This is a genomic window from Pseudomonas sp. Lb2C2 (genome assembly GCF_052112205.1).
Lineage (GTDB): Bacteria > Pseudomonadota > Gammaproteobacteria > Pseudomonadales > Pseudomonadaceae > Aquipseudomonas > Aquipseudomonas kilonensis.
On the sequence record NZ_JAUTYW010000008.1, the window covers coordinates 280,656 to 294,682 of the forward strand.

General features: G+C 65.8%; 1 protein-coding gene. It reads right to left on the bottom strand.

Features of this window, described 5'->3' with window-relative positions; genetic code table 11:
- Positions 1 to 85: 85 nt before the first annotated feature.
- The gene (locus Q7F16_RS24345; RefSeq protein WP_409556630.1) at positions 86 to 13,978 is read right to left on the bottom strand and encodes a non-ribosomal peptide synthase/polyketide synthase; all 13,893 of its coding nucleotides are present in this window, start codon (positions 13,976 to 13,978) and stop codon (positions 86 to 88) included.
- Between the last annotated feature and the right edge of the window lie 49 nt (positions 13,979 to 14,027).

Here is a 14,027-nt window from a genome sequence, read left to right on the forward strand (position 1 = left end):
GGTCCATTTCAAAGTCTTGAAAACTCAAGTGAGTCGATCAAGGCGCCGCGCAGGTCTCAGACCTGCGGCGGCGCCGCACCGCTCGCTAGCTTTGGGAATTGGGTTTGGTCTTGAGCTTGCCCAGCAGCTTGTCCAGGGATTTCTGGTTCAGCGCCTTGGCCAGCGGGAAGTCCGCGGGCATCAGCGAGCCGGCCTGCGGGTCGAGGCAGTGTTCGACCAGCGCCTGCAAACGTTCCAGCAGGCGAGCGGGCAAGCGGCTGTCGGCGTTTGGCGTGACGCTGTGCCACTCGACACGCAACACGCCATCCTCCAGCCAGGCCACCACTTCACGGGCGTGGGTCACTCGGTTCGCCGGGGCCACGTTCGGCGGCGGGGTCAGGCTGCTGGCGCGCAACCAGCCCTCTGGCGTTTGCTCATGCCCCAGGTAGTTGAACAGCACATCACCGTGGCTGGCCGGCAACTCGCCGCGCTGGCGCAGCAAGCCGTAGCCGAGGCCCAGGCCGGGTACGTCACGCAAGGCTTGCTTGGCGTTGCGCACCTGATCGCCCGCGGCGCCGCTGGCATTCACGCGCAGTGGGTAGAGGGTGGTGAACCAGCCGACGGTGCGGCCGACGTCCAGCCCGGCAAACGGTGCGTCACGCCCGTGGCGCTCCAGGTCCACCACGATGTCGCTGCGCTGTTCGACCTCGGCCAGGGTCGCGGCGAGGGCGGCGATCAGCAGTTCTTCCGGTTGCGTGCGGTAAGCCGCATGGGATTCGGTCAGCCATTGGTGCGTGCGGCTGGCGTCCCAGCGGGCCGACAGTGTCTGGCGCTCGGCGACCGTGGCCATGGGCGGCTGGTTTGCGCCGATCTGGGCACTCCAGTAGCGATGCTCGGCAGTAACCTTGGCGGCATGGGCTTGCAGGTGTTCGCTCCATTGGCGATACGAGGTGGTTTTCGCCGGTAACGTCGGGTTCTCGCCACGCTCCAGTGCCGGGTACAGCTGTTGGAAATCTTCCAATAGCGGCGTCCAGGACACCGCATCGACCACCAGGTGATGGGCCACCAGGTATAGGCGCTGCGGGATGCCTTCCAGCAGCGCCGCGGCAAACAGTGGGCCGTGTTGCAGGTCCAGGCGCTGGGCGACTTGCAGCAGTTGTTCCGGGTGCTCGCAGCAGGTCAGTTGTGCCGTAGCCACCGGCGCAATGTGCGCCTGCCATTGGCCGTCGACGTCGGTGAAACGCAAGCGCAGGGCGTCGTGGTGGGCGACCAGTCGATCCAGCGTGGCTTGCACGATGGCCGGCTCCAGGCGGCGGTCGCTGTCGGCCAGCACCGATTGGTTCCAGTGCGCGACCTGGACCTGCTGCTGGTCGAAGAACCACTGGTGCAATGGCATCAGCGGCATCGGCCCGGTCACATCACCTTGTTCGGCCTGGGTCAGCAGCGCCGTGGTCACATGGGCCAGGGCCGCCGGGGTCGGCGAACGGAACAAGTCCCGTGGGGTGAGCGAATAGCCTTGTTCACGCAAGCGCGAGATCAGTTTCAGGCCGAGGATCGAGTCACCGCCCAGGGCGAAGAAACTGTCCGAGGTGCCGACTTCACGGCCGCCGGTCAAGGTTTCGCCGAGCAACTCACCGAACAACTGGCAGAGCAGGCGTTCCAGGTCGTTGCGCGGTGCCGCGTAGTCCTTCTGGGTATTCGGCAAGGGCAGCGCGGCCAGGGCCTTGCGGTCGATCTTGCCGTTGGTGCTCAGGGGCAGGGCCGGGATTTGTACCCACACCGCTGGCACCATGTAGGCTGGCAGCTCGGCCGCGAGCTGGGTGTCGAGGTCCGATTGCGCGGTGCTGCTGCTGTAGAACGCCACCAGGCGGTTGTCGATGACCAAGGTGCAGGCACCGGTGATGGCCGGCAGGTTCAGCAGGGCTGAGTCGATTTCCCCCAGCTCGATGCGCTGGCCGCGCAACTTCACCTGATGGTCGAGACGCCCCAGGTATTCGATGTTGCCATCGGCCAGGAAGCGGCAACGGTCGCCGGTGCGGTACAGGCGATCCCCGGCCACGAACGGGCTGGCAAGGAAGCGTTCTTCGGTCAGGTCTGGGCGTTTCAGGTAACCCCGGGCCACACCGACGCCGCCGATGTACAGCTCGCCGATGCTGCCAATCGGCAACGGTTGCATCGCCTCGTCGAGGATGTACAAGCGCAGGTTGGCGATGGGCTTGCCGATTGGCACGATCACATCGTCCGCCGAGCAACGCCAGACCGAGACGTCAATGGCCGCTTCGGTCGGGCCGTACAGGTTGACCAGCGCTGCCGGGTGTTGACCCATGAAGCGTCGCACCAGGTCCACCGGCAAGGCTTCGCCACTGGCGAACACCTGGCGCAGGCTCTGGCAGTCGACCAGGCTCGGCTCTTCGACAAAGGCTCGGAGCATCGACGGTACGAAGTGCAAGGTCGTGACCCGTTCCTGCTGGATCAACTGGCTGAGGTAGGCCGGGTCGCGATGACCGTCCGGGCGAGCAACCACCAGGGTCGCGCCAGTGATCAGCGGCCAGAAGAACTCCCACACCGACACGTCGAAGCTGTACGGGGTTTTCTGCAAGACGCGGTCGTTCGGGCCAATCGGGAAGGCGTCCTGCATCCAGTGCAGGCGGTTCATCAAGGCGCCGTGTTCGTTCATCACGCCCTTGGGTTGGCCGGTGGAACCGGAGGTGTAGAGCACGTAGGCCAGGTCGTTGGCGTCGACGCTGATCGGCTCTGCGACTTCAGCGTTTGGCAACGCATCCAGCGTCCAGGCGTTATGCCCGACCGGCAGGCGCGACAGCCACTGCGCCTGGGTCAAGGTGACCCGGGCGTCGGCGTCTTCGATCAGGAATGCCAGGCGCGCGGCAGGCAGTTCCGGATCCAGCGGCAGCCATGCGGCGCCGGCATGGACGATGCCGAGCAAGGCCACGACCATCTCCACCGAACGCTCCATGCACAGCGGCACGATGCTGTCGCTGCCTATACCGGCGGCGCGCAGGGCACGGGCGACGGCTTGCGCCCGCTGGTCCAGCTCGGCATAGCTCAGGCGCTGGCCTTCGAACACCAGCGCCGGGGCGTTGGGGCTCAGGGCGGCTTGCTGGCTCAGGGCGGTGTGCAGATTGGTCGGGCCACTGTAGTGGCGGTCGGTGGCGTTCCAGCGGTCCAGTTGCTGCTGATCCTGCTGTTGCGGGAACAGTTCGACCAGGCTGCGCCCAGGGCTTGCCATCAGTGCATCGAGCAGCGCGCACCACTGCGCGCTCCAGCGTTGCATCGTCGCTTCGTCGTACAAGGCCGATTGGTATTCCAGCGCCAGCGTCATGTCGCTGCCGTCGTCCTGGACTTCCCAGCTCTGTTCAAACTTGGCGTCGATCACCGGCAGCATCTGTTCTTCGACGTTCAGCCCCGGCCATTGGCTGCTGTCGATGCGGCCGTAGTTGAGGGAGAACAGCACTTGGAACAGCGGCGTACGGTTCAAGTCGCGGTTTTGTGCGATAGCGCCGACCAGGGTGGCGAAGGGCAGGTCAGCATGGGCTTGGGCTGCACGCAGATCGGCCTCGAGGCTGGCCAGCAGTTGCTCGGCCGGGGCCCGTTGGTCGACGTCGCTGCGGATCACCAGGGTGTTGACCAGGCAGGCCAGCAACGTCTGGGTTTGCCCATGGTCACGCTGGTCCGCCGGGGTGCCGAGACGAATCTCCCGCTGACCGCTGTAGCGGGCCAGCAGAGCGCTCAGGGCCGTGGCCAGCACCACGTAGGTGGTCGTGCCGCGCTGACGGGCGAACTGCCGGATGGCTTCGGCGCGCTGGGTGCCAAGGCGCACGGTGAGTTGCCGGGCGCGGCGATCGGCTTCGGCGCCGCGTGGATGGTCGATGGGCAGGTCGAGCTGGTAGTCGTCCTGGCCCAGGTGGTTTTTCCAGTAGTCCAGGCTGTCATTGCGCCGGGCCTGGGTGTCCGGGTGCTGTTGCCACAGGGCGAAATCGACGTAGTCGATTTCCAGCGGTGCCCAGGCGGGCGACTGCCCGTTCAGGCCAGCGGCGTAGGCCTGGGTCAGTTCGTCGATGAGCAACTGCATGGCCCAGCCGTCGGTGGCGCTGTGATGCAGGCACACCAGCAACAGGTTTTCGACACTGCCCTGGCGTTGCAACAGGTGCGCACGCCAAGGCGCCGCGGCGGCCAGGTCGAACGGCGTCATCAGTTCGTCCTGGGCGTTGGCGCAGGTCGCTGCCCAGTCCTGGCTCGCAACGGATGTCACCGCGAGCGCCGGGCCGTGGTCGTCGATCAGCAATTGCGGCTCGCCGTCGACTTCGACGATACGGCTGCGCAGCACCAGGTGGCGCTGGCTGACCTGCGCAAAGGCCTCGCGCAAGACCTCGACCTGCAACTCGCCGCGCAAGGTCAGGGCGAATGGCATGTGGTACTCGCGGGACTCCGGTACCAGGCGGCTGAGCATCCAGAACCGGCGTTGAGCCAGGCCCAGGGGCAATTGCGCCGGGCGCGGGTGTGCGCTGATCGACTCACCGGGCATGGCCGCGCGCAGATGCTCGGCCAGGGCCGCGACCGTCGGTTGGGCGAACACCAGCGGCAAGGGCAGGGAAACCCCCAGGCGTTCACGAACCCGGCTGACCAGGCGGGTGGCCAGCAAGGAATGGCCGCCGAGTTGGAAAAAGTTGTCCTCGATGCCGACTTCCGAACCACCCAGCACTTCGCTGAACAGTTCGCAGAGCACGGTTTCAGTGACCGTGCGCGGCGCGGTGCGCGGCTGGTCGCTTTGGCCCTGTGGCAGCGGCGTGGCGGCCAATGCCTTGCGGTCGAGCTTGCCGTTGCTGTTGAGCGGCAGGTGGTCGAGCTGCACGAACACGCTTGGCTGCATGTGCGCGGGCAGGCTGTCGCTCAAGTCGGCACGCAGGGTGACCTCATCGGCGTCACCGCACCAGAAACTCACCAGACGCTGGTCCAGCAACAAAGTGGCGGCGTCGCGAACACCGGCCTGCGCCAGCAGCGCAGCGTCGATTTCCCCCAGCTCGATGCGTTGACCGCGCAGCTTTACCTGATGGTCGAGACGCCCCAGGTATTCGATGTTGCCATCGGCCAGGAAGCGGCAGCGGTCGCCGGTGCGGTACAGGCGATCCCCGGCCACGAACGGGCTGGCGAGGAAGCGTTCCTCGGTCAGGTCCGGGCGTTTCAGGTAACCCCGGGCCACACCGACGCCGCCGATGTACAGCTCGCCGATGCTGCCAATCGGCAATGGCTGCATGGCCTCGTCGAGGATGTACAAGCGCAGGTTGGCGATGGGCTTGCCGATTGGCACGATCACATCGTCCGCCGAGCAGCGCCAGACCGAGACGTCGATGGCCGCTTCGGTCGGGCCGTACAGGTTGACCAGCGCTGCCGGGTGTTGACCCATGAAGCGTCGCACCAGGTCCACCGGCAAGGCCTCGCCACTGGCGAACACCTGGCGCAGGCTCTGGCAATCGACCAGGCTCGGCTCTTCGACAAAGGCACGCAGCATCGACGGGACGAAGTGCAAGGTCGTGACCCGTTCCTGCTGGATCAATTGGCTGAGGTAGGCCGGGTCGCGATGCCCGTCTGGACGGGCAACCACCAGGGTCGCGCCGGTGATCAGCGGCCAGAAGAACTCCCACACCGACACGTCGAAGCTGTACGGGGTTTTCTGCAAGACGCGGTCGTTCGGGCCAATCGGGAAGGCGTCCTGCATCCAATGCAGACGGTTCATCAAGGCGCCGTGTTCGTTCATCACGCCCTTGGGTTGGCCGGTGGAACCGGAGGTGTAGAGCACGTAGGCCAGGTCATTGGCTTCGACGTTGATCGGTTCGAACGCGGGGGCCTGGGGCAAAGTATCGAGGGTCCAGGCCTGATGCCCGACCGGCAGGCGCGACAGCCATTGCGCTTGGGTCAAGGTGACCCGGGCGTCGGCGTCTTCGATCAGGAATGCCAGGCGCGCGGCAGGCAGTTCCGGATCCAGCGGCAGCCATGCGGCGCCGGCATGGACGATGCCGAGCAAGGCCACGACCATCTCCACCGAACGCTCCATGCACAGCGGCACGATGCTGTCGGTGCCTATACCGGCGGCGCGCAGGGCACGGGCGACGGCTTGCGCCCGCTGGTCCAGCTCGGCATAGCTCAGGCGCTGGCCTTCGAACACCAGCGCCGGGGCGTTGGGGCTCAGTGTGGCCTGCTGGCTCAGGGCGGTGTGCAGGTTGGTTGGGCCGCTGTAGTGGCGCTCGGTGGCGTTCCACTCGATCAACTGGCGATGACGCTCGGCCGCTGGCAACGGTGTCCAATCCCTGAGGCGGGTTTGTGGCGTTTCGAGCATGGCTTCCAGCAGTTGTTGCCATTGTTCCAGCCAGCGCCGGGCCGTGGTTTCGCTGAACAGCGCGGCGCGGTATTCCAGCAACACCGACAGCACCTCGCCGTCGTGCACTTCCCAGTTCAGGTCGTACTTGGTGGCCTGGGCGGTCACGGCGCGTTCGCTGACCTGCAACTGCGGCCATGGCTGGCTCGACGAGTCGGCGTTCTGCATGGCGAACAGCACTTGGAACAGCGGCGTCTGGCCGAGGCTGCGCGAAGGCTTCAAGTGCTCGACGACCTGCTCGAACGGCACGTCCTGATGCTGCTGGGCATCCAGCACACGGTTGCGCACCTGGTCGAGCAAACCTTCGAAGTCCAGCGCCGGATCAAGGTCGGCACGCATGACCACGGTGTTGACGAAGCAGCCGATCAGCGGCTGCAGCTCGGCGAATGGACGCTGGGCCACCGGGCTGCCGATCCGCACGTCGCGCTGGTTGGCATAGCGGCCCAAGAGCAATTGCGCGGCACCGAGCATGAGCATGTACAGCGTGGCACCGCGTTGCTGGGCGAACTGTCGCAGGCGTTCCACCAGAACGGGCGGCAATTGCAGTTGGACCGCGCCGGCCGCCGGGGCGAGCTGGTTTGGCCGGCCCTGTTCGGTTGGCAGGTCCAGCAGGTAGTCGCCGTCCTCCAGTTGGTTGCGCCAGTATTCCAGTTGGCTGCTGAACGCGGTCTGTTGACCGGGTTCGCGCTGCCAGATGGCGTAATCGGGGTATTGCAGCGCCAGCCCTGGCAGTGCTGCCGGGGCGCCCTGGCACTGGGCGGTGTAGAGCTGTCGCAGTTCATCCAGCAGGTTCTGGCTGGAGGCATCATCGGTGGCGCAGTGGTGCACGTTGAGCAACAGCAGCGACTGGGCGGCGCCGCTGCGTTGCAATAGCGTGGCACGGACGGGTACTTCGACCGCGAGATCGAAGCGGCGGCCGGTTTCTGCGTGGATCGCCGCGTCGGTCAGTTGCAGCCATTGCTCGTCGCTGGTCGCTTGCAGTGCCGTCACCTGCAGGCTGATATCGACCTGGGGTTCGATCACCAGCGCCAACTCGCCGTCGCTATCGCGCACGATGCGGCTGCGCAGGATCTCGTGGCGTTGGACCACGCTGTTCAGGGCCGTGCGCAGGGCCTGGACGTTGAGTGCGCCGTCCAGTTGCACGGCGCTGACCACGTTGTACTCGCCACCGCCGGTGCTCAGTTGTTCAAGGAACCACAAGCGTTGCTGTTCGAACGACAGCGGCAGGCGGCTGGGCCTTGACACTCCGGTCCAAGTGGAGGCGGGAGTATCCAAAGGATCGCCGAGCTGGCTCGCGAAGGCAGACAGTGTCGGGTTTTCAAAAAGACTACGCAGTGGGGGCACCCGAGTGAACCGTTGACGCAAGCGGGTAAACAGCATCGCGGCCAACAGCGAGTGACCGCCAAGGCTGAAGAAATTATCGTGGACGCTGACATCCGAGCGTTCCAACACTTCGCAGAACAGCCTACTCAGCACCGTTTCGGTGGCGTTACGCGGTGCCACATGAGGTTGGCTGTCGTCGATGTTTGGCAGTGCGGTAGCCGCCAGGGCCTTGCGGTCGAGCTTGCCGTTGCTGTTGAGCGGCAGGTGGTCGAGCTGCACGAACAGGTTTGGCTGCATGTGCGCGGGCAGGCTGTCACTCAAGTCGGCACGCAGGGTGACCTCATCGGCGTCACCGCACCAGAAACTCACCAGACGCTGGTCCAGCAACAAGGTGGCGGCGTCGCGAACACCGACCTGCGCCAGCAGCGCAGCGTCGATTTCCCCCAGCTCGATGCGCTGGCCGCGCAACTTCACCTGATGGTCGAGACGCCCCAGGTATTCGATGTTGCCATCGGCCAGGAAGCGGCAGCGGTCGCCGGTGCGGTACAGGCGATCCCCGGCCACGAACGGGCTGGCGAGGAAGCGTTCTTCGGTCAGGTCTGGGCGTTTCAGGTAACCCCGGGCCACACCGACGCCGCCGATGTACAGCTCGCCGATGCTGCCAATCGGCAACGGTTGCATCGCCTCGTCGAGGATGTACAAGCGCAGGTTGGCGATGGGCTTGCCGATTGGCACGATCACATCGTCCGCCGAGCAGCGCCAGACCGAGACGTCGATGGCCGCTTCGGTCGGGCCATACAGGTTGACCAGCGCTGCCGGGTGTTGACCCATGAAGCGTCGCACCAGGTCCACCGGCAAGGCCTCGCCACTGGCGAACACCTGGCGCAGGCTCTGGCAATCGACCAGGCTCGGCTCTTCGACAAAGGCACGCAGCATCGACGGGACGAAGTGCAACGTCGTGACCCGTTCCTGCTGGATCAACTGGCTGAGGTAGGCCGGGTCGCGATGACCGTCCGGGCGGGCAACCACCAGGGTCGCGCCAGTGATCAGCGGCCAGAAGAACTCCCACACCGACACGTCGAAGCTGTACGGGGTTTTCTGCAAGACGCGGTCGTTCGGGCCAATCGGGAAGGCGTCTTGCATCCAGTGCAGGCGGTTCATCAAGGCGCCGTGTTCGTTCATCACGCCCTTGGGTTGGCCGGTGGAACCGGAGGTGTAGAGCACGTAGGCCAGGTTATTGGCTTCGACGTTGATCGGTTCGAACGCGGGGGCCTGGGGCAAAGTATCGAGGGTCCAGGCCTGATGCCCGACCGGCAGGCGCGACAGCCATTGCGCCTGGGTCAAGGTGACCCGGGCGTCGGCGTCTTCGATCAGGAACGCCAGGCGCGCGGCAGGCAGTTCGGGATCCAGCGGCAGCCACGCGGCGCCGGCATGGACGATGCCGAGCAAGGCCACGACCATCTCCACCGAGCGCTCCATGCACAGCGGCACGATGTTGTCGGTGCCTATACCGGCGGCGCGCAGGGCACGGGCGACGGCTTGCGCCCGCTGGTCCAGCTCGGCATAGCTCAGGCGCTGGCCTTCGAACACCAGCGCCGGGGCGTTGGGGCTCAGGGCGGCTTGCTGGCTCAGGGCGGTGTGCAGGTTAGTTGGGCCGCTGTAGTGGCTCTCGGTGGCGTTCCAATCAATCAGCGTGCGCTGATGCTCCGCAGCGCTGAGCAGAGGCAACTCGGCGATTGGCCGTTGTGGTGTAGCGATCATCCCCTCAAGTAACTGCTCCAGACGCGCCAACATTTGGCGGGCGCTGTCGGCAGAGAACAAATCCAGCGCGAACAACAGATTCAGCTGGATCGGTGCGTTGGCCGGGCACAGCACGTGCAGATCCAGGTCGCATTCGGAGTGCCGCAGCGGTGTGTCCAGGGCTTCGAATGCCAGACCGGGGAAGCGCAACCGCGACTCCATGGCCAGTTGCTGGGCGACCATCACCTGGTACAGCGGCGCATGGCTGAGGCTGCGTGGCAGTTGCAGGCTGTCCACCAGTTGCTCGAAGGGCAGGTCCTGGTGCAGCAGGCCACTGCGCAGACGCTCGGCCACTTGTTTGACCAGGACAGTGAAGTCCGCTTGCGGCTCGAAGTCCGCGCGGATCGCCAGATTGTTCAACAGGATGCCCAGCAGGCCTTCGGTGCCCGGTTGTTCACGGTGAGTGACCGGGGTGCCGACCAGCACCGTGGCGTCGCCGCTCAAGCGGTGCATCAACACGGCAAAGCCGGCGAACAGGACGGTGAACGGTGTAGTGCCGAGGCGACTGGCGAAGGCTTGCACCCGGGCGCTGAGGTCGGCGCTGAGTTCACGCGGCACGATGCCGGCGCGGTAGCTTTGTACCGATGGTCGCGGATGATCGGTGGGCAAGGCCAGCAGCGGGCTGGCGTCGCTGTCGCGCCGGTCCAGGGTGGTGGTCCAGTAATCGAGCTGGCGCTTGAGTTCGGCGCCTTGCAGGTGTTCGCGCTGCCAGAGGGCGAAGTCGGCGTATTGCAGCGGAAGGGTCGGCAGTTCGGCGGGGGCGCCGTTGCAACGGGCTCCATAACCCAGGGCCAGCTCGCGCAGGGCGATGGTGGCCGACCAGGCGTCCGAGACCAGGTGATGCAGGGCGATGCCGAGCACGTGTTCATCCGGCGCCAGGCGCAGCAAGCGCGCACGCAGCAGCGGTGGGCAGGTCAGGTCGAACGGCTGCTCGAAGGTGTCTTGCAGGGCAGTGAACTGCGCGCCAGCGCGAGCGGTGGCGGTCAGGCCCGACAAGTCTTCGAAGGGCAGCGCGATGTCCAGCGCTGGGCTGATGCGCTGGCACGGCGCGCCGTCGGTGCTGTGGATGCCGGTGCGCAGGATTTCGTGGCGCACCAGCAGGTCGTTCAGGCTGGCGTGCAGCGCCTCGACGTTGAGTTCACCCTTGAGGTGCAGGGCGAACGGGATGTTGAACAGGGTGGTGCCCGGCGTCAGTTGCTCGATGAACCACAGGCGTTGTTGCGAGAACGACAGCGGCAGCAGCGTCGGGCGTGGCTGGGCCTTGGGCACGCTGATCGTGTTGGCTTGCGGCGCGGCGGCCTCGGCCTGGCGGGCGGCGATGGCCACGGCCAGCAAGGCCACGGTCGGCTGTTCGAACAGCACCCGCAACGGCAGGTCGAGCTTGAACTGAGTGCGCAGGCGGGCAACGATCTGGGTCGCCAGCAGCGAGTGTCCGCCGAGGGTGAAAAAGTTGTCTTCCACGCCCACCGTATCGCGTCCCAGGACCTCGGCCCAGATCGACGCGACGGTGGTTTCCAGCGCGTTGCGCGGGGCGACGCTTTGCTGGGTGTCGGCCTGCCAGTCCAGCTCCCGGGCGGCCAGGGCTTTGCGATCGACCTTGCCGTTATTGTTCAGGGGCAGTTTGTCCAGGCAGACGAACGCCGCCGGCACCATGTACGGCGGCAGTTGCGTGCGCAGGTGTTCGCTCAGGCCGTCGCTGCCCAGGGTTTCGTCATGGGCCGACCAGTACGCCACCAGCCAGGCTTCGCCGACGGTATTTTCCCGCAGCAGGACGGCGGCTTCGCGTACGTTGGGGTGCTGGGCGAGACGGTGTTCGATTTCCGTCAGTTCGATCCGGTGCCCGCGCAATTTTACCTGCTGGTCGCGGCGGCCGAGGTATTCGATCACCCCGTCTGCACGCCAGCGTCCCAGGTCACCGGTGCGGTACAGGCGACCTTCGAGTTGAGGGTGGTCGATAAACGCGTCAGCGGTGCGCTGCGGGTCGAGCAGGTAACCGCGGCCAACGCCGACGCCACCGACGCAGATTTCCCCGGCCACGCCCACCGGCACTGGGCGCAGGGATTCGTCCAGCACATACAGGCGGTTGTTGGCGGTCGGCTGGCCGATGGGCATGTGGCTGACCTCGGCCCCCGGTGCGGCGAAGATCGGCTGGAAGGCCACGTCGTCGGCGCATTCGGCCGGCCCGTAGGCGTTCATCAGGGCGATGTCGGGGAACCGTGCGAACCAGTCGCGGGCCACGGTCGGCGGCAGGGCTTCGCCGGTAGGCAACACCCAGCGCAGGTCCGGCAGTTGCAAGTCGCACGGGCACAGCGCGAGCAAGGTGCGCATCAGGCTCGGGACGATTTCCAGCACGTTCAGGCGCTCGCTGGCGAGCACTTGCAACAGGCGTTGTGGGTCGTGGGCGACTTCATCCGGAAGAATGTGCACGGTGGCGCCGAGCACCGGCGCGGCGAGGAACTGCCACACCGAAATGTCGAACGCCACCGAGGCGGTCTGGGGAACCCGGTCGGCGGCGCTGAGCCCCAGGGCCGGTACTTTGCCGAAGATGTTGTTGAGCATGCCGCGCTGTTCGATCATCACGCCCTTCGGCGTGCCGGTCGAACCCGAGGTGAACAGCACGTAGGCGAGGCTGTGGGGGCCTGCGAGCATCGGCAGTGACGCGTCGTTGCCGGACGTCCAGCAGGCTTCGGCGAACAGCGCCTCGGGTGCCTGGTCGAGGCCGCTGAGCAGTTGATCGAGCAGGCCGCTGCAGGTTTCACTGGCGACCAGGAGTGGGGCGCGGGACAGCCCGAGGATTTCCCGCAGGCGCTCGGGCGGGTGATTGACTTCAAGGGGCAGCATCGCCGCACCGGCCTTGAACACCGCCAGCATCATGCTCAACAGCGCCAGGCCACGGGGGGCCACCAGCGCGACCAGTTGGTCTTCAGCAGCGCCGGCCTCCCGCAGGGCATGGGCCAGGCGCGTGGAGCGCAGGTCCAGCTCGGCGTAGGTCAGCGACTCCCCGTCGCAGGTCGCGGCGATCTGTCCTGGGCGCTGGGCGACTTGGGCGGCAAACAGCTCGGCGTAGCTTTGATCCAGCGGAAAATCATGCGGGTTGAGCGCCCACTCGCCCAGCAATTGCTGGCGTTCCTCGGCGGCCAGCAGCTCGAAGCTGGCCAACGGCGCCTCGGGTGCGGCGAGCATGCTGCGCACCAGGCTGGCGATGTGGCCCAGCAGGCGTTGCACGGTGGCGGCTTCGAAACGTTCGCGGTCATAGGAAACGCGGATGCCCAGCTGTTCGCCCGGCAGGATCACCACGGTCAAGCCGTAGTGGGTGTGCACGCTGTGGTCCATGCCTTCGAGGCTGAACTGGAAGCCGCCTTCGAGAATCTGTTCGTCGATGGGCGCGTTTTCGAATACCAGGATGCTGTCGAACAGGGTTTCGCCCCGGGGAAAATCGCTCCAGCCCTGGATGTCGGTCAACGGCGTGTGTTCGAAGTCGCGCATGTCGACGTTGAGCTTTTGCAGGTCGCCCAGCCAACTGCCGAGCGAGGCATTCGGGTCCACCGAAACCCGCAGCGGCAAGGTGTTGATGAACAGGCCGATCATTTCCGCGACACCGGTCAGGTCGGCCGGGCGCCCGGCCACGGTGACGCCGAAGACCACGTCCTGTTGCCCGCTGTAGCGTGACAGCAGCAGCGACCAGACGCCCTGGAAGAACGTGTTCGGGGTGATCCGGCGACTGCGGCAGAACACCGCCAGTGCCTGGGTTTCCTGTTCGTCGAGGTGAATCAGTTGGTCGTCCACCAGCACCGCATCGGTGTAGCGGTCGCGGGTCACGCCGTTGTCCACGGTCAGTGGCGTGGGGGCGTTGAGACCTTGCAACTGGCCGCGCCAGAACTGTTCGGCCTTGCCCGCGTCCTGGCGTTGCAGCCACTGGATGTAATCGCGAAACGGCCGAGGGCTTTTCAGCTCTGGCGTGCGGTCGTTGCACAGCGCTTCGTAGACTTTGAGGAAGTCCACGGTCACCAGGGAAATGCACCAGGCGTCCATCAGGATGTGGTGGAAGCTGCGAATGAACTCGTAGGACTCATCGCCCAGGCGCACCAACCGGAAGCGAATCAGCGGTGGCTTCGACAGGTTGAAGCCGACTTTCTGCTCGTCTTCCAGCAGCGTGCGGATTCGCGCTTCCTGCTCATGGGGGGCGAGCCCGCGCAGGTCGAGGGTGTCCAGCGGTACCTTGACCTGGCGATGGATCACCTGCACCGGTTGCTTCTGGCTTTTCCACTGGAAACTGGCGCGCAGGGAAGGGTGCAGCGCCACCACCTGGCGCCACGATTCGAGGAACGCCACTTCATCGATGGCCCCACCGATGCGGTAGCGATCCTGCATCAGGTACACACCGGAGTCTTCGTGCAGCAGGGAGTGGAACAGCATCCCTTGTTGCAACGGCGACAGCGGGTAAATGTCTTCGATCGGGTTGCCGGTGTTTTTTTCGGTGGTCATTGAAAGCGTCCTGCGTAAAAAGGGGCAACGGTGATGGCCTGGCGACGGG

Excerpts from the sequence above, each read along its gene's own strand:
- Q7F16_RS24345 (WP_409556630.1), bottom strand. The coding sequence starts at position 13,978 with ATGACCACCGAAAAAAACACCGGCAACCCGATCGAAGACATTTACCCG.